This window comes from Mesorhizobium sp. M0571 (assembly GCF_040320985.1).
GTDB lineage: Bacteria > Pseudomonadota > Alphaproteobacteria > Rhizobiales > Rhizobiaceae > Mesorhizobium.
Genome location: NZ_JAMYQT010000001.1, coordinates 276,154 through 294,021, shown reverse-complemented (window position 1 = coordinate 294,021; position 17,868 = coordinate 276,154). Strand labels below are relative to the sequence as shown.

General features: G+C 63.5%; 20 protein-coding genes. 12 read left to right on the top strand and 8 right to left on the bottom strand.

Going from position 1 to position 17,868, the window contains the following annotated elements:
- Positions 1–94 precede the first annotated feature (94 nt).
- The 4 genes from ruvB to rcdA form a co-directional block, all read right to left on the bottom strand.
- The gene (gene ruvB, locus NKI85_RS01395; protein WP_352775446.1) at positions 95–1,135 is read right to left on the bottom strand and encodes a Holliday junction branch migration DNA helicase RuvB; all 1,041 of its coding nucleotides are present in this window, start codon (positions 1,133–1,135) and stop codon (positions 95–97) included.
- A 43-nt stretch (positions 1,136–1,178) separates the two neighbouring features.
- Positions 1,179–1,799 (bottom strand): Holliday junction branch migration protein RuvA, encoded by a 621-nt coding sequence (ruvA, locus tag NKI85_RS01390; protein WP_023678001.1) that lies wholly within the window; start codon positions 1,797–1,799, stop codon positions 1,179–1,181.
- Positions 1,800–1,809: 10 nt separating this feature from the next.
- A complete protein-coding gene (ruvC, locus tag NKI85_RS01385) occupies positions 1,810–2,319 on the bottom strand; it encodes a crossover junction endodeoxyribonuclease RuvC (RefSeq protein ID WP_352775443.1) in 510 nt (169 codons plus the stop codon).
- Between the two features lie 158 nt (positions 2,320–2,477).
- Positions 2,478–3,005 (bottom strand): protease adaptor protein RcdA, encoded by a 528-nt coding sequence (gene rcdA / locus NKI85_RS01380; RefSeq protein WP_352775441.1) that lies wholly within the window; start codon positions 3,003–3,005, stop codon positions 2,478–2,480.
- A gap of 577 nt (positions 3,006–3,582) precedes the next feature.
- Between rcdA and NKI85_RS01375 the strand changes: the two genes are divergently transcribed.
- Positions 3,583–4,134 (top strand): DUF2269 family protein, encoded by a 552-nt coding sequence (locus NKI85_RS01375; protein WP_352522868.1) that lies wholly within the window; start codon positions 3,583–3,585, stop codon positions 4,132–4,134.
- A 41-nt stretch (positions 4,135–4,175) separates the two neighbouring features.
- Here NKI85_RS01375 and NKI85_RS01370 read toward each other — a convergent pair whose 3' ends face one another.
- Both NKI85_RS01370 and NKI85_RS01365 read right to left on the bottom strand, forming a co-directional pair.
- Positions 4,176–4,946, bottom strand: coding sequence for a sulfite exporter TauE/SafE family protein (locus NKI85_RS01370; protein ID WP_352775438.1), 771 nt, complete (start codon positions 4,944–4,946; stop codon positions 4,176–4,178).
- A gap of 96 nt (positions 4,947–5,042) precedes the next feature.
- A complete protein-coding gene (locus tag NKI85_RS01365; protein ID WP_352775436.1) occupies positions 5,043–5,492 on the bottom strand; it encodes an Lrp/AsnC family transcriptional regulator in 450 nt (149 codons plus the stop codon).
- 134 nt (positions 5,493–5,626) lie between these two features.
- Here NKI85_RS01365 and NKI85_RS01360 point away from each other — a divergent pair, with 134 nt between their 5' ends.
- From NKI85_RS01360 to NKI85_RS01350, 3 genes are all read left to right on the top strand, one after another.
- Complete coding sequence (locus tag NKI85_RS01360; protein ID WP_352775433.1) at positions 5,627–6,523, top strand: DMT family transporter; 897 nt, start codon at positions 5,627–5,629, stop codon at positions 6,521–6,523.
- Between the two features lie 176 nt (positions 6,524–6,699).
- Positions 6,700–7,347: a thiamine phosphate synthase gene (locus NKI85_RS01355; protein WP_352775430.1), complete on the top strand. Its 648-nt coding sequence runs from the start codon at positions 6,700–6,702 to the stop codon at positions 7,345–7,347.
- Between the two features lie 40 nt (positions 7,348–7,387).
- Positions 7,388–8,380, top strand: coding sequence for a tetratricopeptide repeat protein (locus tag NKI85_RS01350; RefSeq protein WP_352775427.1), 993 nt, complete (start codon positions 7,388–7,390; stop codon positions 8,378–8,380).
- A 45-nt stretch (positions 8,381–8,425) separates the two neighbouring features.
- Here the strand turns inward: NKI85_RS01350 and NKI85_RS01345 are convergent, their stop codons facing one another.
- Positions 8,426–9,442, bottom strand: a complete 1,017-nt coding sequence (locus NKI85_RS01345) for a zinc-dependent alcohol dehydrogenase family protein (RefSeq protein WP_352775424.1) — start codon at positions 9,440–9,442, stop codon at positions 8,426–8,428.
- A gap of 110 nt (positions 9,443–9,552) precedes the next feature.
- Between NKI85_RS01345 and NKI85_RS01340 the strand changes: the two genes are divergently transcribed.
- The 7 genes from NKI85_RS01340 to NKI85_RS01310 all read left to right on the top strand — a co-directional run bounded on the left by NKI85_RS01340 (position 9,553) and on the right by NKI85_RS01310 (position 15,646).
- Positions 9,553–10,410: a LysR family transcriptional regulator gene (locus NKI85_RS01340; RefSeq protein ID WP_352522875.1), complete on the top strand. Its 858-nt coding sequence runs from the start codon at positions 9,553–9,555 to the stop codon at positions 10,408–10,410.
- 137 nt (positions 10,411–10,547) lie between these two features.
- A complete protein-coding gene (efp, locus tag NKI85_RS01335) occupies positions 10,548–11,114 on the top strand; it encodes an elongation factor P (RefSeq protein ID WP_023678016.1) in 567 nt (188 codons plus the stop codon).
- Positions 11,115–11,195: 81 nt separating this feature from the next.
- Positions 11,196–11,996: an inositol monophosphatase family protein gene (locus tag NKI85_RS01330; RefSeq protein WP_352522876.1), complete on the top strand. Its 801-nt coding sequence runs from the start codon at positions 11,196–11,198 to the stop codon at positions 11,994–11,996.
- A 99-nt stretch (positions 11,997–12,095) separates the two neighbouring features.
- Complete coding sequence (gene trhA / locus NKI85_RS01325) at positions 12,096–12,803, top strand: PAQR family membrane homeostasis protein TrhA (RefSeq protein WP_352522877.1); 708 nt, start codon at positions 12,096–12,098, stop codon at positions 12,801–12,803.
- Positions 12,804–12,919: 116 nt separating this feature from the next.
- Positions 12,920–13,945 carry a MotA/TolQ/ExbB proton channel family protein gene (locus NKI85_RS01320; protein WP_352522878.1) on the top strand — a complete coding sequence of 342 codons (1,026 nt, stop codon included), beginning with the start codon at positions 12,920–12,922 and terminating at the stop codon, positions 13,943–13,945.
- A 1-nt stretch (position 13,946) separates the two neighbouring features.
- Entirely contained in the window at positions 13,947–14,978 is a 1,032-nt protein-coding gene (locus NKI85_RS01315) for a peptidoglycan -binding protein (protein WP_352775419.1), read from the top strand.
- A 269-nt stretch (positions 14,979–15,247) separates the two neighbouring features.
- Complete coding sequence (locus NKI85_RS01310) at positions 15,248–15,646, top strand: hypothetical protein (RefSeq protein ID WP_352775416.1); 399 nt, start codon at positions 15,248–15,250, stop codon at positions 15,644–15,646.
- Between the two features lie 34 nt (positions 15,647–15,680).
- Here the strand turns inward: NKI85_RS01310 and NKI85_RS01305 are convergent, their stop codons facing one another.
- Positions 15,681–16,034, bottom strand: coding sequence for a DUF1304 domain-containing protein (locus NKI85_RS01305; RefSeq protein ID WP_352775595.1), 354 nt, complete (start codon positions 16,032–16,034; stop codon positions 15,681–15,683).
- A gap of 185 nt (positions 16,035–16,219) precedes the next feature.
- Here NKI85_RS01305 and NKI85_RS01300 point away from each other — a divergent pair, with 185 nt between their 5' ends.
- On the top strand, positions 16,220–17,704 hold the full coding sequence (locus tag NKI85_RS01300; protein WP_352522881.1) for a carboxypeptidase M32: 1,485 nt from the start codon (positions 16,220–16,222) through the stop codon (positions 17,702–17,704).
- The last annotated feature ends 164 nt before the right edge of the window (positions 17,705–17,868 follow it).

The window sequence follows — 17,868 nt, the reverse complement described above, 5'->3', positions numbered from 1 at the left end:
GCATAGACCGGCGATGATCAAGACCTGGAGGGCGAGGCTGTTTTTCGCTGGCGGCGTTGCCGTTTCCGGAGACTATCGGCAACGAAGCCGCAAGCTAGGGCTCCTCCTGGAACAGGCTGATCTGCTGCTGCGCTAGGTCCTTCGGCGCGTCGAGGCCGAGATGCCGCCAGGCATTGGCCGCCAGCACGCGGCCGCGCGGTGTGCGCTGGATGAAGCCCTGCTGGATCAGAAAGGGTTCGATGATGTCCTCGATGGCATCGCGTGGCTCGGAAAGCCCGGCAGCGATGGTCTCGATGCCGACCGGCCCGCCGCCGAAATTCCGGGCGATCATCGACAGATAGCGGCGGTCGAGCGCGTCGAGGCCGAGCCCGTCGACCTCCAGCCGCGTCAGCGCCTCGTCGGCGATCTTGCGGTCGACATGGCCGTCGCCGGCAACGCTGGCGAAGTCGCGCACCCGGCGCAACAGCCGGCCGGCGATGCGCGGCGTGCCGCGCGCCCGCCGGGCGATCTCCAAGGCACCGTCGTCGCCGAGCGGCATGGCAAGGATGCGGGCGCCGCGCCGCACGATCTGCTCGAGTTCCTCGACCGAGTAGAAATTGAGCCGCACCGGAATGCCGAACCGGTCGCGCAGCGGGTTGGTCAAAAGGCCGAGCCGGGTGGTGGCGGCGACAAGCGTGAAGCGGGCCAGGTCGATCTTGACCGAGCGCGCCGCCGGCCCCTCGCCGATGATCAGGTCGAGCTGGAAATCTTCCATCGCCGGATAGAGGATTTCCTCGACCGCCGGGTTGAGCCGGTGGATCTCATCGATGAACAGCACGTCACGGTCTTCGAGGTTGGTGAGCAGCGCCGCCAAGTCGCCGGCCTTGGCGATGACCGGACCGGAGGTCGAGCGGAAATTGACGCCGAGCTCGCGCGCCATGATTTGCGCCAGCGTCGTCTTGCCGAGGCCGGGCGGGCCGACGAACAACACGTGGTCGAGCGCTTCGCTGCGGCCCTTGGCGGCCTCGATGAACACTTTGAGATTCGCCCGCACCGCCGCCTGGCCGACGAAGTCACCAAGCGTCTGCGGCCGCAAGGTCTGCTCGGCGTCCTCGCCGCGTTTGTCGGGAGCAATGAGGCGTGGCGAAAGGCTCATGCCGCTTTCCTTGCACAAGGCAAGGTGCGGGACAAGCAACGTCTCACCGTGCCAGCTCCTTCAGCCCGAACCGGATCAGCTTCGACGCGTCCGCCTCCTCGCCTGCCGTCTTCAGCGCCGCCGCCACCGCATTGGCGGCGGTGTCGCGCGAATAACCGAGATTGACCAGCGCCGAGACGGCGTCGGTGATCGGCGCCGAAGCGACGCCCTCGCCGAGCTCCTGCTTCAGGCCGATGGTGCCGGACGCAGTGCCCGCATAGGCCGGCGCCTTGTTCTTCAATTCGGTAACGATGCGCTCCGCCACCTTCTTGCCGACGCCGGGCGCGCGGCTGACCATGGCGATATCGCGCAACGCAATTGCGTTGGCGAGGTCGGCCGGCGCCAGCGTCGAGAGAATTGCCAGCGCGACCTTGGCGCCGACGCCCTGCACATTGTTCATCAACAGCCGGAACCACTCGCGCTCCAGCACCGACTGGAATCCATAGAGCCGCAGCATGTCCTCGCGCACATAGGTCTCGATGAACAGCACCACTGCCTCGCCCGGCCGCGGCAATGCCGCCAGCGTGCGCGCCGAGCAATAGGCGACATAGCCGACGCCATGCACGTCGACGATGCAGAAATCCTCGTCGATCTCGTCCAGCGTGCCTTTTAGCTTGCCGATCATGCCTGATACCTCATGCCAGCGCCGCCATCCTGTAGGCGATGCTCTGCCGGTGATGCGCGTGACAGATGGCGATGGCCAGCGCGTCGGCGGCGTCGTCGGTGTCGAAAGTCGCCTTCGGCATCAGCACCTTGACCATCATGTGGATCTGTTTCTTGTCGCCATGGCCGACGCCGATCACCGCCTTCTTGACGGCGTTTGGCGCATATTCGGCAACGACAAGGCCGGCACGCGCCGGCACCAGCATGGCGATGCCGCGTGCCTGGCCGAGTTTGAGCGTCGCCACGGCATCCTTGTTGACGAAGGTCTGCTCGACCGCCGCCTCGTGCGGCATCGCGGCATGCAGGATCTCGACAAGCCCGTCATGCAATTGGCAAAGACGCACCGCCAGCGTTGCCTTGTCGTCGGACCGCACGGTGCCGGAAGCGACGAAGCGCAGCGAATTGCCGAGGCTTTCGACGATGCCCCAGCCGGTGCGCCTAAGTCCCGGATCGATGCCGATGATGCGAATCGCTTCCCCCATCCGCCAACTTTACCCCCGGCAGACAGCGATGCCAGCGAAATGTGAACAAACCAGAAACAGGCGAGAACCGAAGCGGAGCGGACTTTTAGATCCGTGAGCATCGGAAGCGCAGAAAACCGCGCCAGGTGTCCGTCAGAGTAGAATTATCAAGCAGCCTGTCAGCCGCGGGCGAAAGCCGTGTTCAGCAGCGTGATCTGGTCGGAGACCGGATTGAGGCGACGGCTCGACGGCGGCACCTCGGCGAGGCCGCCATAGATCTCCTCGTCCATGCGGCGCACCAGCGCCTGCAGGCGCAGCGACCGGTTGACGAGGTCGACGAAATCCTTCGGCAGTTCGGCCCAGCCGGGCGCCTCCTCATGCGCGGAGGCGGTGTCGAGACGCACCTTGGATTTTTCGGAGGCGACCTGATCGCGGGTCATCTCGCCGGAATTCGCCGCCCGCTGCAAAAGCAGCCACGAGGCGACCTGCATCAGCCTTGTGGTCAGCCGCATCGATTCGGCCGCATAAAGTGTCGCCGCCAGCCTCGACAGCTTCTTGGCCTCGGCCCGGCCCTTGCCGTCGAGATATTCGGCCGCCTGCTCGACCAGGCCCATGCCTTCCTGATAGAGCGGCTTGAAGGATTGGGAGAAAACCCGGCGCTCCGCCAGTTTGATGGTTTTCGCGCCGGCCTTCGAAGGCTCGTTCATTTGCTACGCCCCTGCACTTGCCTAACAGCCGGCCGATTTGGCTCTTGGCCGTCACATCCGGCAGCCTAAACGACTGAAGCTTGAAAATGCGCTTCGCCGGCAGCGAAGGCAAGCACATGTTTAACAAACGGTTAACGGCCCCATTTGACGCCAAGGGCTCCTTGCCGACGAACAAAAAAAGAGCCGCGGATAAGGCGGCTCTCAGGAGTTTAACAGGGAGGCGTCAAACAAAGTGGCTCCAACCACTCGGTAAGAATCCAGATCACTGGATGGGCATAGTAAACGCCTGTAAAGCTTAACGAAGCCTTAACGAAGGGCATATTTTTCGATCAAGCGCCCAGCATCTGTGCCGTAACAGCACAGCCGACCGGCTAAGGATCGTTTGCAACACCGGCTGGAAAGTGGAGCAACGCGCTTGCGCAATGGTTCCTCCAGATCGTGACCGACATACCGAAACAAAACCGCCCTCCGCGCGACATCGTTCCGAAACAGGCGCCGCGCTAAACGCCCGCTCCTCGCAACGAGGCGGAGCAAACCTTGCGCTCCGGCAATCATCAAATTTCTCAAGGAGCGAACCATGGACTGGTACTCGGTCGTTAAATTTCTGCACATCGTCTCGGCGATCCTCTGGGTCGGCGGCGGCTTCACGCTGATGCTGCTTGCGGTCCGCGCCGATCGCGCTGGAAACGTCGAAGGCATGCTGCAGGCGATGCGCGCCACCGGCGAGCTCGGCAACCGGTTCTTCGCGCCGATGTCGATGCTGACGTTGCTCTTCGGCCTCATCATGTGCGGCTTCTGGGTCGGCTTTTCCGATCTGTGGGTGCTGATCGGCCTTGCCGGTTATGCGACGACCTTCTGCATCGGCATGTTCGTCTTCAAGCCGACTGCCGACCGCATGGCCGGTATGATCGCCAAGGATGGCGTGACGCCGGCAGTGCTTGCCCAGGGCCAGCGCGTTCTCAATGCTGCGCGCTTCGACTATTCGGTGATGCTCGTGATCATCGCCGACATGGTGCTGAAGCCGACGCTGCACGACATCACCATTCTTGGCTGCATGGCGTTGGTGCTGGCAACGGGCGTTGCTCTCGCGTTTGGCAGGACGCGGCCGCTGCTGCCGAGTGCCGCCTGAGGCTTAAAGAATCCGGCGGCGGCCGGCTGGGGGCCGCCGTCTTATAAAAGGCCGGCGATGCCGTCCCACAGAAGCTTGACCGCGACGACCGCCACGGTCGCATAGGTGAAGGGATAGAACAGCTCCGGCCGCATCCGCCGCACCAGCCAGGCGCCGGCGATGGTCGACAGCGGCGCTAGCGGCATCAGCACCGCCGACGCGGTCAGGTTGGTGGTGTCGAACTGGCCGAGCGCAAAGTAGGGGATGAGCTTCAGCGCATTGGTCACGGCGAAAAAGATCGCCGCGGTGCCCGACAGCACCTTCGGATCGAGCCTGATCGGCAGCGCATAGACCTGAAACGGCGGGCCGCCGACATGGGCGACGAAGCTGGTGAAACCGGCGACGGCACCCCAGAAGCCGGCGGCGACGCGGTTGGGCTGCGCGGAATGTGTCGCCCCATGGCGGATCTGCACATAAATCCAGCGTAGCACGAAGATCAGGGCGACCGCGCCGACGATCAGCCGCACCATCTCTTCGGTAACAAGCGCCGCCGTCAGCCAGCCGAGGGCGATGCCGGCCACGGCACCCGGCATCATGTCGACCAGCATCTTGCGGTCGAAGATACCCCACCATGTCCATACCGAGACAATGTCCATCAGGCACAGAATTGGCAGAAGAATTGCGGCAGCCTGAACCGGCGGCATGGTCAGCGCCATCAATGGCACGCCGACAAAGCCGACGGCGCCGCCGAAGCCGCCTTTCGACAGGCCGACGAGGATAACGGCCGGAATGGCCGCGGCATAGAACCAGGGATCGACGAGCAGGCCTGACATGGGGGAAAGGAGGCTGGAGGGAAAGTTGAACTCTGGAATAGACCAGAAATGGTCAGGCCGCGACCGCAAATATGTGGGCCACGCCAGCGGAGCCCGTCACATGTTTGGCATGTCGAGCGGCGGCGGGCGCCTCCGGATCGGCTGCGCCTTGATGATAGCGGTGCTGGTTTCGGCCTTGTCAGCGATACGGTCGAGAATCCGGTCGAGCTCGCCGATCGAGCGGACGAACAGCCGGGCGACGAAGCAGTCATCGCCCGTCACCTTGTCGCATTCGCCGAATTCCGGGGTTTCCTCGATCAGCTTCTGGACGATGTGCAGCTTGCCCGGCAACGGCCGGATGCGAACGATCGCTTGCAAGGTGTAGCCGAGCGCCTGCGGATCGATGTCGATGGTGAACGCGCGGATGACGCCGCGATCCTCAAGCCGCCGAAGCCGCTCTGAAACGCTTGGCGACGACAGCCCGACCTGCAGCGCCAGTTCCTTCAGTGAGGTCCGCGAATCCTTGACCAGGATATCGAGGAGCTTTCTGTCCAGCTCGTCCAGCATTTTACAATTCCAAGGAAAAGGCGATGTTGACCTAATTTAATGAGGTTCATTCTGCATATCACCGGCCATAAATCATAGAAAGGCCCGATCCACTGCGAGATTATAAAAATTTCAACAGGCTTTCAGGAGCATCTATGGACAACACGGTACGCGGCACGATCGAAATGACGGCGGCGATGGCGATCCTCGGCACAATCGGCTGGTTCGTCGTCCTTTCCGGTCAACCCATCATGGACGTGGTGTTCTGGCGCTGCGCCTTTGGTGCGGTAACGCTGCTGATCATCTGCGCGGCGCTGGGACTGCTGCGCGGCAGGCTGTCGCTTCGCATTGTCGCGATCGCGGCTCTCGGCGGTGCTGCCATCGTTATCAACTGGCTGCTGCTGTTCAGCGCGTTTTCCCGCGCGTCGATCTCGATTGCCACGGCTGTCTACAACACGCAGCCCTTCATGCTGGTCGGCTTTGGTGCGCTCTTCTTCTCCGAACGGCTGACGATGATCAAGCTGACCTGGCTTGGCATCGCCTTCGCCGGCATGCTGCTGATCGTGCAGGCCGCACCCGATGCTGGCCCCGCTGCAGGTGATCACGGCGCGGATTACTTTACCGGCATCGCGATGGCGCTGGCTGCGGCTTTCTTCTGGGCCGTTGCGGCTATCGTCACCAAGAAACTCAAAGGCACGCCGCCGCACCTGATCGCCCTGATCCAGGTCTGCGTCGGCGTTCTCATGCTGGCGCCGTTCGCCAATCTCACCCACCTTCCCGCCGATGCGCAGAGCTGGGTCATGCTGGCGACACTCGGCATCGTCCATACCGGTCTGATGTACATCCTCATGTACGGCGCCATTCAGAAGCTGCCGACGCATTTGCAGGGATCGCTGTCTTTTATCTACCCTGTGGTCGCGATCCTGGTCGATGTCGTCGCTTTCGGCCACCGGCTGCATCCGGCCCAGATCGTCGGCGCCGCCGCCATCTTGGTCGCCGCGGCCGGCATGAACCTCGGCTGGTCGCTATGGAAATCGAAAGTGCCTGCCTAGAGCCCGCAAGCGACCAAGCGAGGAGAATTTCGGCCAACGGCAGTCACGCGCCAAGCCCGATAGAATTGTTGACGGCAATCGTGATCCCCCTGCCGTCTGTTCAATTCCTGCACTTTGCTCTATGCCGCAATGCAACCATCTTCGCCCGGCATAGGCGATAACCGGGATCGAACTCAATGAATGACGCAACGCCCCCCAACCGCTGCCGTATCGTGCTGATCGCGCCGCCGAACGTGCCGGCCGAGCACATTGCGGCGGCCTTCGACGGCGGTGACGTCGCCTCGCTCATCCTGCCGGTAAACGGCATGGACGAGGCCTCTTTCCAGGCCTTTGCCGAGCGGATCGTGCCGGTGGCGCAAGCGGCCGGCGTTGCCGTCATCATTGCCGGCGACACCCGCATCGCCGGCCGCGTTCAGGCCGACGGCATCCATGTCGAGGTCGGCAAGGACGAGCTCGCCGAAACGATCGGACACTTCCAGGCCAAGATGATGGTCGGCACCGGCGGCGCCAAGACCCGCGACGACGCCCTGGAACTCGGCGAGATGAGGCCCGATTATATTTTCTTCGGCCGCTTCGGCTACGACAACAAGCCAGAGCCGCACCCCCGCAACCTGTCGCTAGGGCAATGGTGGGCGGACGTGATCCAGATCCCTTGCATCGTCATGGCCGGATCCGACCTTGCCTCGGTGGAAGCGGTCGCCGCCACCGGCGCCGAATTCGTGGCGCTGTCCAGCGCCGTCTTTGCCGATGGTGTCGACCCGAAGACGGCGGTCGCCGCCGCCAACGCGCTGCTCGACGAAACCGCGCCGCGCTTCGAGGACTGACGTGCTCTCGCGGACGATCCTTTTCGGTGCGTTGCTTGCAATGGCCGTGACCCAGGCCCCAGCGGCGGAGACCGTTCCGCTGCCGCAGCCCAGGCCGGATTCCAGCGAACCTGCCGACAAGCCGATCGCCGCACAATTGCCGCAGCCCGCCACCATGGCCCCGTTACCGTCGGCCGACACCATAAACCCCGAGCGCTTCGGGGCAAAACCGTCGGACGCCGCCTACGGCGCGTTTCAGCGCGGCCTCTACAAGACGGCCTACAACCTTGCGCTTTCCCGGGCTCAAAACGGCGATCCGGCGGCACAGACGCTGGTGGCCGAGATATTGTCGCGTGGCCTCGGTGTGCCGATCGACGCGGCGGCGGCGGCGAAGTGGTATGCGCTTGCCGCCGAGCAGGGCATTCCGGAATCGCAATTCCAGTATGCGCTGATGCTGCTCGACGGCCGCTACGTCAAAAAGGACGAGAAGGAGGCCTATGCGCTGATGCAGGCCGCCGCCGAGGCCGGCAACCGCCTGGCGCAGTTCAATTTTGCGCAGCTGATGGTCGAACAGGAGCCCGGCGATGCCGGTATTGCCAAAGCCATATCCTATTACGAGCGCGCTGCCGCGACCGGGCTTGCCGACGCACAGTATGCGATGGCACAGGTCTACGCCAATGGCGCCGGCGGCAAGCCGCGCGACGATGTCCGCGCCCGCGGCCTGCTGGCACAGGCCGCGCGGCAGAACTACGATACGGCACAGATCGATCTCGCCACCTGGATGATCGAGGGGCGCGGCGGCGCCCGCGACCTGAAATCCGGTTTCAGCTGGATGAAGCAGGCCGCAGAAGGCGGCAATGTCGCCGCCCAGAACCGTCTCGCCAAGCTCTACATGAACGGCATCGGCACCGATCCGGATCTGATCCTCGCCGGCGCCTGGTATGTTGTCGCCCGCCGCGCCGGGCTCATCGACCAGCAGATGGACGATTTCCTGCAGGGCCTGACCGACGAGCAGACGCGGCAGGCGCTGCAACGGGCCAACCGCCTGCCCTGACCGCGATCTCGCGATTCATTGCACCCGGACTTCGTCAGCCCGGGCTCATTGCGTGTGATCGAGGACGACCTTGCCGAAGGGCGAGCCGTGTTCAAGGTACCAAAAGGCTTCGGCAGCCCGGCTCCACGGCACGACCCGGTCGATCACCGGTCTCAACCGGTTGACGACAATGGCGCGGTTCATCGCCTCGAAGGATTCGCGTGAGCCCACCGGTATGCCTCGCGCTCTGACCTGCCGGCGGAAGATATCGAGCGGGTTGATCGCGCCATCACTGCCGCCCAGATAGCCGATGACGTTGATCTGGGCGCCGCGCGCCGCTGCCCTCAGCGATTGTGCGAAACTCTGCGGTCCGCCAACCTCGATGATATGGTCGGCGCCGCGGCCATCGGTCAATCCCAGCACGGCCGATGCCCAGTCGGGATCGGTGCGATAGTTCACGCCATCCTGCGCGCCAAGTTGCTTTGCCCGTGCAAGCTTGTCGTCGCTGCTCGACGTCACGATGACGCGCGCCCCAGCAGCCGCGGCGAACTGCATCGCAAACAGCGAAACGCCGCCGGTGCCGAGGCAAAGCACGGTTTCGCCAGGCTTCACACTGCCTTCCGTAAACAGCGCATGCCATGCCGTCACGCCGGCGCATGGCAGCGTCGCCGCCTCGACGTCGCTCAGATTGGCTGGCGCCAGCACCGCCGCCTGTTCGTCGAGCCGGGCAAATTCGCTGAGCAGTCCATCGATCGGGCCGCCGCGTTGATAGGAGGGCTCGGCCATTGCGAAACTGCCACCGACCCAGCGCTGCCAGAACGTGCCACAGACCCGGTCGCCGATCTTGAACCGGCTGACCTCGGCGCCGATGGCAATGACTTCGCCGACGCCGTCCGAAAGCGGCACCAGCGGCAATGCAAACTTCGTGTGATAGCTGCCGCGGACGATCTCGGCATCGCGATAGTTCAGCGCCGTGGCCTTGACCTTGACAATCATCTCCTGGCGCCCTGGTTCAGGCATCGGCCGCTCGACCATTCTGAGGTTCTCGAGGCCGCCCGGGTTTTGCAGTTCGATCGCTTTCATCGTTGTTCCTTTCCTGCTGGCCCTGCTGGAGGAAAAATCGCTTGCCATGCGCCCGATTTCAAATTCATAATGTTCAGAATAATTATGCCTCTGTAACATGTAGGTGTCTCATGCTCGAAGAACTGAAAACGCTGGCCCTCTTTGCCGAGGAGGGTTCGATTCAGAAGGTGGCTCGACGCCTGCCGTTGACGCAGCCGGCCGTCACCCGCCAGATCCAGCGGCTGGAGGAGATGCTCGGCACGGAATTACTCGACCGCCGGCTAAAGCCGTCGCGACTGACTCCGGCCGGAGTCGAGGTGCTGGCACGCGGCAAGGACATTCTCGCCGCCGTCGACGCGCTGAGATTATTCGCCAAGGGTAACGAGCCGGAGGGTCTGCTGCGGCTCGGCCTCGCGCATGGACTTTGCGACAAAGCCGTGGCCGCCGCCATTGCTGATGCCGTCGCGCGGTTTCCGAAGGTTTCGCTGCGTCTGAAGAGCGGCTGGAGTATTGAGTTGGCCGACCAGCATAAGCGCGGACAGCTCGACCTCGCTTTCATCCTGGACGGCAGCAATTCCAAAGCTGGCGACGGCGTCGTTGGAACCGAGCCTCTCGGCATCATCGCTGCCGAAAACACCTGCCGGCAAGCCGATGTCAGGACCACGCCCTGGGTCCTCAGCCCTGAGCCTTGCGACGCGCGCCGGCGGCTGGCGGCTGCCCTTGCCGAGGGCGGCCACAGGCTGATGGTCGGCGCCGAGATTCAGGACAGCGCGCTGCAGATCGACTGGGTTCGTCGAGGCCAAGGCCTTGGCCTGCTGCCCAAGCGGCTGCTGCAGGAAAAGCTGCCGGAGGGCATTGCCCTGGTCGACGCTCCCGGCCTCGAGCTGTCGCTGCGAATTGTCGTCTTGCGTTCGCCGCACCTGCATCTTTTGTCTAAGGTGGCCGACGCCGTGACCGAGGCCGTGACCGCCATCGTCGGGACGGACTGAGGCTGCCGCGCCGCGCTGCCGGGCCAGCTTCGTTCCCGCTTCATCGGAAGGCGCTCCTTGCCTCTCCTGGCGATTTGTGGTCTTGGAGGCGCCAAATCGCCTTCGCGGCGGTCATCTCATTTCCGGATCACACCACCATGGCCAAGATCAATGGCAACGAAATCCGTCCCGGCAACGTCATCGAGCATGATGGCGGCCTTTGGGTGGCGGTCAGGACCAACACCGTCAAGCCCGGCAAGGGCGGCGCCTACAACCAGGTCGAACTGAAGAACCTCATCAACGGCACCAAGCTCAATGAACGCTTCCGCTCGGCCGAGACAGTCGAGCAGATCCGGCTCGATCTGAAGGATTTTTCCTTCCTCTACGAGCAGGGCGACGCTTTGGTGTTCATGGACACCGAAAGCTACGAGCAGCTCGAATTGCAAAAGGAGTTCGTCGGCGATCGCGCCGCCTTCCTGCAGGACGGCATGATGGTGACGGTCCAGCTCTACGACGAAAGGCCGATCGGCATTTCGCTGCCCGACCAAGTGACGCTGACCATCACCGAAGCTGACCCGGTGGTGAGGGGCCAGACGGCAGCCTCGTCCTACAAGCCGGCGATACTCGAGAACGGCATCCGCGTGCTGGTGCCGCCCTTCATCGGCTCGGGCGAGCGCATCATCGTCGATACCAACGAAATCACTTACGTGCGCCGCGCCGACTAAGGCATGATCCCAAAAGGTTGCAGACTTTTTGGATAAGATCATGCGTCAAAGCAAATAGGCGCAGCGGCAGGAAGAAGAGCAATGGCGCGTTCCGCGATCCTCAATGTCATGGTCCAGGCCGCTATGAAGGCCGGCCGCTCGCTGTCGCGCGACTTCGGCGAAGTGCAGAACCTGCAGGTTTCGATGAAGGGACCGGGCGACTATGTCAGCCAGGCCGACCGCAAGGCGGAAGACATCGTCTTTGCCGAACTGTCGAAGGCGCGGCCCGGCTACGCTTTCCTAATGGAGGAACGCGGCGTGATCGAGGGCGACGACGGCCAGCATCGCTGGATCGTCGATCCGCTCGACGGCACCACCAATTTCCTGCACGGCATTCCGTTCTTCGCGATCTCGATCGCGCTGGAGCGCCAAGGCCAGATCGTCGCCGGCGTCATCTACAATCCGGCGATGGACGAGCTCTACACCGCCGAGCGTGGCGGCGGCGCCTTCATGAACGACCGCCGGTTGCGCGTCGCCGGCCGCACCAAGCTGGTCGATGCGGTGATCGGCTGCGGCATGCCGCATCTCGGACGTGGCCAGCACGGCAATTTCCTTGTCGAGTTGCGCAATGTCATGGCCGAGGTCTCGGGCGTGCGTAGTTTCGGCTCCGCCTCGCTCGATCTCGCCTACGTCGCCGCCGGCCGCATGGACGGTTTTTGGGAAATCGGCCTGTCGGCCTGGGACATCGCCGCCGGCATGTTGCTGATCCGCGAGGCGGGCGGCTTCGTTTCCGATTTCGCCGGCGGCCAGGAGATGCTGACCGCCGGTTCGGTCGTTGCCGGCAACGAACTCATGCAGCGCGCGCTGTTGAAGACGGTGAAGAAGCCAGTCACTCCGCGCTAATACAGGCGCACCGCGCTGAAGCGCCGCAGTCGCAAAACGGCAACCAAAGCTTGAAATACTGTCCCGCGGCCGCCCAGATAAGGCGACGCAGGATCATCGATGACGAACAGCCAGCCCAAATCCCGGAGCGAACTATCCCAGATCGACATCCCCTTCATGGGGCGCTGGCATTACTCGCGCGCCGAGATCATCGCCGACGGCATCGTCCACGCCGTGGGCATCGTACTGGCGATCGCTGCCGGCTCGACGCTGCTGGCACTGGCCGCCTTTCGAACCGGCCCCGGCGAATATGTCGCTGCCGCGTTCTATGTGGTCTCGCTGCTCACCGTGCTGTCGGTTTCGCTGGCCTACAATCTCTGGCCGGTGTCGTCGCCGGCGAAATGGATATTGCGGCGTTTCGACCACGCGGCGATCTACCTGCTTATCGCTGCGACCTACACGCCTTTCCTCGCCCAGCTCGGCGGCTCGCCGCTGGCTGTTTCGATGATCGTCCTGGTCTGGATTGCCGCGGCGGTCGGCATCGCCATCAAGGTCTTTCTTCCCGGCCGTTTCGACCGGCTGGCGATCGTCTTCTATCTCGCCATCGGCTGGAGCGGCATCGTTCTGGTGGAGCCGCTCGTACGGACGCTGCCGGCGACATCGATCGCGCTTATCGTTGCCGGCGGCATCGTCTATTCCTGTGGCGTGATCTTCTTCACCTGGAAAGGCCTGCGCTTCCACAATGCGCTGTGGCACGGCTTTGTCGTTACCGGCGCCGGGCTGCATCTGGCCGCCATGGTCGACTGCCTGGTCATCAACCGATTCTGACCGCCGGGCGCGAACGGGTCGCAATATTGCCAAGCGCCATTCAATTTCGTCACAATTCCGTTTAGAGTCGCGAACACAACGTGATCGGCGGCGACGGCATCGGAAACGGGGCACGGATGACTTTTCTCAGATCCTTCGGCATGGGCAGGCGCTCCGACGTTCTGATCTACGACCCGCACAAATTGTCGAGCCCGCAGGTCTTTCTCCTGACCATGGTGATCTTTCTGTTTATCGTGGCCTTTATCGCCGCCATCCTGACCCGCCAGATTTCGACCGCCTTCGTCACCAATCCCGGCCTCAACGGCCTGATCGTCGGGGTGCTGGCGGTTGGCATCCTGCTGGCCTTCGTCCAGGTCGGCCGGCTGTTCCGCGAGGTGCGCTGGGTCAACTCGTTCCGCGCCGGTTCCGAAACCACCGAACCGGTGCTGCTGGCGCCGATGAAGGCGATGATCGGCCGCTCGTCGACGATTGCCTTCTCGACCAGTTCGATGCGCACCATGCTGGATTCGATCGCCACCCGCCTCGACGAAACCCGCGACACCTCGCGCTACCTTGTCGGGCTGCTGGTGTTCCTCGGCCTGCTAGGCACCTTCTGGGGCCTGCTCAACACGATCGGCTCGATCCGCGAAACCATCGAGTCGCTCGATCCCGGCACCGGCGATGCAGCGGCCGTGCTCGAATCCCTGAAGCAGGGGCTTTCCGCCCCGTTGGCCGGCATGGGCACCGCCTTCTCGTCGTCGCTGTTCGGTCTCTCCGGCTCGCTGGTGCTCGGCTTCCTCGACCTGCAGGCCGGCCGTGCCCAGACGCGCTTCTACACCGAGCTCGAGAATTGGCTGTCCTCGGTCACCGACCTGTCCTCCGACATCGTCGTTGCCGACGCGGCCAAGACCGAACCCTCCGATGAAATCCGGCTGTTGTCGGAAAAGCTGCGCACCCTGCAGGAGAATGGCGGCGGCTCCAATCCGCGCGTCGCCACCGCCATGGCCAATCTCGCCGACGGCATTTCCGGCCTGGTCAAGAACATGCGCTCGGAGCAGCAGATCATGCGCGACTGGGTCGAGGCCCAGTCCGACGAGCAGAAGGCGATGCGCAACACCTTGGAGAAAATCGCCGACGCCTTGAAGAAGCCTGGAGTGCACTGACGTGGCGTTGGCGCGAGGCCGGCGCTCCGACCGTCGCATCGATTACTGGCCGGGCTTCGTCGATGCGCTGTCGACGCTGCTGTTGGCGATCATGTTCCTGCTCACGGTTTTCGTGCTGGCGCAGTTCCTGCTCGGTCGCGAGATCTCCGGCAAGGACACGGTGCTCAACCGCCTCAATTCCCAGATCAATGAGTTGACCCAGCTTCTGGCGCTGGAGCGCTCGACGACGCAGGACAAGGAAGATTCGCTCGCCAATTTGCAGGCGTCGCTGTCGGCGTCAGAGGCTGAAAAGAGCCGGCTCGAGCAATTGCTGGCGCAAGGTGCGGGTGCCGGCGACGCGGCCAACCAGCGCGCGACTTCACTTTCCGGCGAACTCGACAGCCAGCGCCAGATCAGCCAGCAGGCGCTGAGCCAGGTCGAGATCCTCAACCAGCAGATCGCGGCGCTGCGCAGGCAGATCGGAGCGCTCGAAGAAGCGCTCAACGTGTCCGAAACGCGCGACCGCGAATCCAACACCAAGATCGCCGATCTCGGCCGCCGCCTGAACGTCGCGCTGGCGCAACGGGTGCAGGAGTTGAACCGCTACCGCTCCGACTTCTTTGGCCGGCTGCGCGAAATCCTCGCCGACCGCGAGAACATTCGCATCGTCGGCGACCGCTTCGTCTTTCAGTCGGAGGTGCTTTTCCCGACCGGCTCCGAAGTGATCAACGATGCCGGCAAGGTCGAGATGAAAAAGCTCGCCGACGCCATCATCGAATTGCAGAAAGAGATCCCGCCGGAGATCAACTGGGTGCTGCGCGTCGACGGCCACACCGATAACAAGCCGCTCTCCGGCACCGGCCGCTACCGCGACAATTGGGAATTGTCGACGGCGCGCTCGACATCGGTGGTCAAGTTCCTGATCGAGAACGGCGTGCCGGCCAACCGGCTGGTCGCGGCCGGCTTCGGCGAATTCCAGCCGCTCGACCCCGCCGATACCGAAGAGGCGCGCAACAAGAACCGCCGCATCGAGCTGAAGCTCACCGAACGGTGATCTGCAACCCTTTGGCTCGCAAGCAACATGCACCGGATCGAGCCGGCTCACGTCGGCGGCATTTAGGGCACCGGTGCGGCACCGGCAAGGCCTGAAAAAGATTACCTTTTTTTAATTACACTTTGCCGCCATCGCCTTTTAGCCTTGGTCGTGGGCCGAGAACCGCCGGCGGTGGAACCGTTCATCGCGACGCGACGGAACCTGACGGCCCGCGGCCGGAAGGCAGGACAGCCCAATCACCGCCTTCCTCGGTAAAAGGAGACGCAATCATGCGCTTCTTCGCTCCCACTGCTCTGAGGACTGCAACGTTCACCGCATTTCTCGTGACAGCCCCGTTTTCCGGCGCCTACGCGGCGTCGAGCGCCGTATACAGCCCGCGCGTGGCTGGCTTGATCGATCAGGTCCAGAGCCTGGATGACGGCATTGCCGCCGCCAGGCAGGTGAACAAGATCACGCCGGCCGAGGCGCACAGCTTGCAGATGCGGGCCGCTCATATCAGCCGTGTCGCGCAAAGGACGGCTGCCGCGGGACATGGCACGATGCCGGTCAGGCAGTATCAGCAACTGCTGCACCAGGTCGACGACCTGAGCCAGAAACTCCGCACGTCCACCGGCAGTAACTCCCTGATCGGCGATGGCGCCGATGGCGGATACTATCCGAACGGCTGAAAAGGAAGAGCTGGCTTTTTCACCAGTCAAGCCTTCACCAGCCGAGCCAAAGTACGATCAAGGCAACTGCCGCCGGCACTGTCTGGATGAACAGGATTTTACGGCCCACCGTCGCCGCGCCGTAAAGGCCGGCGACGGCGACGCAGAGCAGGAAGAAGACTTTGAACTGGAAACCGGCTTCGCCGAGGTAAAGCCCCCAGATCAGCCCGGCTGCGAGAAAGCCGTTGTAAAGCCCCTGATTGGCCGCAAGCACTTTCGAGACACTGGCGAATTCCGGCGTCAGCTTGAACGCCATGTGGCCGCGCGGCGTGTCCCACAGCACCATCTCCAGATAGACGATGTAGAGGTGGATCACGGCCACCAGCCCGACCAGCACATTGGCGATCATGTTTCGTCTTCCCATCGCGGTCTGCCGCCGCCAGACGACATTGATCACGCGCGCCGCCGCTTCCGCAAGATGCCTTTCGGCCGTTGCAGCCGGCAATCAATGCGTCGATCGCAGACGGCCTTCAGGGGTTGCCAACACTTTTGCATTGGTATCTTTTCCCGCCGTCAAATCAGCGGAACCCCACCATGTCCTTTCAAAAACTCGACGACCTCGGCCACAAGCTCGAAGCGCTGGAACATGCGCTCGCCATCCTCGGCGCCGACGAGGCGACCCATATGGCGGTCGGCGGCGGCGAGAAACGCGCAGAGGCGATGTCGGCGCTGGCCGGCATGCACCACGCCCGAGCGACTGCGCCCGAGATCGCCGACTGGATCGCGGCGGCCGAGCGGGAAGCGCTGAACCAAGAGCAGCAAGCCGCGGTCAGGGAATTCCGCCGGCAATACACCAACCTGACCTGCCTGCCGGTCGAGTTCGTCGAGCGCCAGACGACCGCGCGCATGCGCTCGGAGCAGCTCTGGCGCGACCTGCGCGCCAAGAACGACTGGACTGGCTTCCTGCCGGCGCTGGAAGGCGTCGTGGCGCTGGTGCGCGAGGAGGCAGCACTTCGCGCCGAGGTGCTCGGGCTCGAGCCCTACGACGCGCTGATGGAGCAGTATGACCCCGGTAACCGCGCCGCCGACATCACGCCGGTGTTTGCCGAGTTGAAGGCATTCCTGAAAGGCTTCGTGCCGGAGGCGCTGGCGGTGCAGGAGGCGCGGCTGGCGAGGCGTCCGCTGAAGCCGCTATCGGGCAGCTACCCGATCGACAAGCAACGCGAACTCGGCCTCGCCATGATGGCAGCGGTCGGCTTCGATCTCACCCATGGTTCGCTGTCGGTCTCGCACCATCCGTTCTGCGGCGGCGTGCCGAGCGACGTGCGCATCACCACCCGCTACAAGACCTCGGATTTCCTGTCGGCGCTGATGGGCGTGCTGCACGAGACCGGCCATGCGCTGTACGAGCAGAACCTGCCGAAGGCATGGGCGCACTGGCCGCTCGGCAGAGCGCGCGGCATGGCCGTCCATGAGAGCCAGAGCCTGTTCGTCGAAAAGCAGATTGGCCGCAACCCGGAGTTCTGGCGCTGGGCGCTGCCGGTGGTCGAAAGGCACCTTGGTGAGAGCTGGACGATCGACGACATCCTGCCGCATGTGCACCGGGTCGAGCGCGGCCTGATCCGCGTCGACGCCGACGAGGTGACCTATCCGCTGCATGTCATCCTGCGCTACGAGCTGGAACAGGAGCTTGTCTCGGGACGGCTGGAAGCAGCCGACCTGCCCGAAGCCTGGGATGCCAAGATGCGCGATTATCTTGGCCTGTCGACATCGGGCAATCCGGCTGATGGTCCGATGCAGGACGTCCACTGGCCGGGTGCGGCCTTCGGCTATTTCCCCTCCTATACGCTGGGCGCCATGATGGCGGCGCAGCAATGGGCGGCGCTGACGCGAGATCATCCTTCAGCCGACGAAGACCTTGCCAGGGGAGATTTCGCCGCGATCAACGACTGGCGCCGCAAAAGGATCTGGTCGCAAGGCTCGCGCTGGTCGACGCCGGAACTGCTCGAACGCGCCACCGGCGAAAAGCTCAATGCCGTGCATTTCACCGATCACCTGAAGAAGCGGTACGGGAACTGAGCCCCTTCGTCTATTAGTGGTTCTTGCTGAGGAGACTGCAGAAATCCCGAAACGGGCCTTTACTTTGGTGGGAAAGCCTCTGAAAAAGGACTTCTTGCAAGTTGGGCGCGCATAGATGTCTGCCTGTTACAGTTTTCGTAGGGTGAAGTCTTTCTGGCCCCGCC

Excerpts from the sequence above, each read along its gene's own strand:
- NKI85_RS01360 (WP_352775433.1), top strand. The coding sequence starts at position 5,627 with ATGGACAACACGGTACGCGGCACGATCGAAATGACGGCGGCGATGGCG.
- NKI85_RS01305 (WP_352775595.1), bottom strand. The coding sequence starts at position 16,034 with ATGATCGCCAATGTGCTGGTCGGGCTGGTGGCCGTGATCCACCTCTAC.
- NKI85_RS01320 (WP_352522878.1), top strand. The coding sequence starts at position 12,920 with ATGACTTTTCTCAGATCCTTCGGCATGGGCAGGCGCTCCGACGTTCTG.
- ruvA (WP_023678001.1), bottom strand. The coding sequence starts at position 1,799 with ATGATCGGCAAGCTAAAAGGCACGCTGGACGAGATCGACGAGGATTTC.
- NKI85_RS01365 (WP_352775436.1), bottom strand. The coding sequence starts at position 5,492 with ATGCTGGACGAGCTGGACAGAAAGCTCCTCGATATCCTGGTCAAGGAT.
- NKI85_RS01375 (WP_352522868.1), top strand. The coding sequence starts at position 3,583 with ATGGACTGGTACTCGGTCGTTAAATTTCTGCACATCGTCTCGGCGATC.
- NKI85_RS01350 (WP_352775427.1), top strand. The coding sequence starts at position 7,388 with ATGGCCGTGACCCAGGCCCCAGCGGCGGAGACCGTTCCGCTGCCGCAG.
- rcdA (WP_352775441.1), bottom strand. The coding sequence starts at position 3,005 with ATGAACGAGCCTTCGAAGGCCGGCGCGAAAACCATCAAACTGGCGGAG.
- ruvC (WP_352775443.1), bottom strand. The coding sequence starts at position 2,319 with ATGGGGGAAGCGATTCGCATCATCGGCATCGATCCGGGACTTAGGCGC.
- NKI85_RS01310 (WP_352775416.1), top strand. The coding sequence starts at position 15,248 with ATGCGCTTCTTCGCTCCCACTGCTCTGAGGACTGCAACGTTCACCGCA.
- ruvB (WP_352775446.1), bottom strand. The coding sequence starts at position 1,135 with ATGAGCCTTTCGCCACGCCTCATTGCTCCCGACAAACGCGGCGAGGAC.
- NKI85_RS01330 (WP_352522876.1), top strand. The coding sequence starts at position 11,196 with ATGGCGCGTTCCGCGATCCTCAATGTCATGGTCCAGGCCGCTATGAAG.
- NKI85_RS01300 (WP_352522881.1), top strand. The coding sequence starts at position 16,220 with ATGTCCTTTCAAAAACTCGACGACCTCGGCCACAAGCTCGAAGCGCTG.
- efp (WP_023678016.1), top strand. The coding sequence starts at position 10,548 with ATGGCCAAGATCAATGGCAACGAAATCCGTCCCGGCAACGTCATCGAG.
- NKI85_RS01340 (WP_352522875.1), top strand. The coding sequence starts at position 9,553 with ATGCTCGAAGAACTGAAAACGCTGGCCCTCTTTGCCGAGGAGGGTTCG.
- NKI85_RS01370 (WP_352775438.1), bottom strand. The coding sequence starts at position 4,946 with ATGTCAGGCCTGCTCGTCGATCCCTGGTTCTATGCCGCGGCCATTCCG.
- NKI85_RS01355 (WP_352775430.1), top strand. The coding sequence starts at position 6,700 with ATGAATGACGCAACGCCCCCCAACCGCTGCCGTATCGTGCTGATCGCG.
- NKI85_RS01345 (WP_352775424.1), bottom strand. The coding sequence starts at position 9,442 with ATGAAAGCGATCGAACTGCAAAACCCGGGCGGCCTCGAGAACCTCAGA.
- trhA (WP_352522877.1), top strand. The coding sequence starts at position 12,096 with ATGACGAACAGCCAGCCCAAATCCCGGAGCGAACTATCCCAGATCGAC.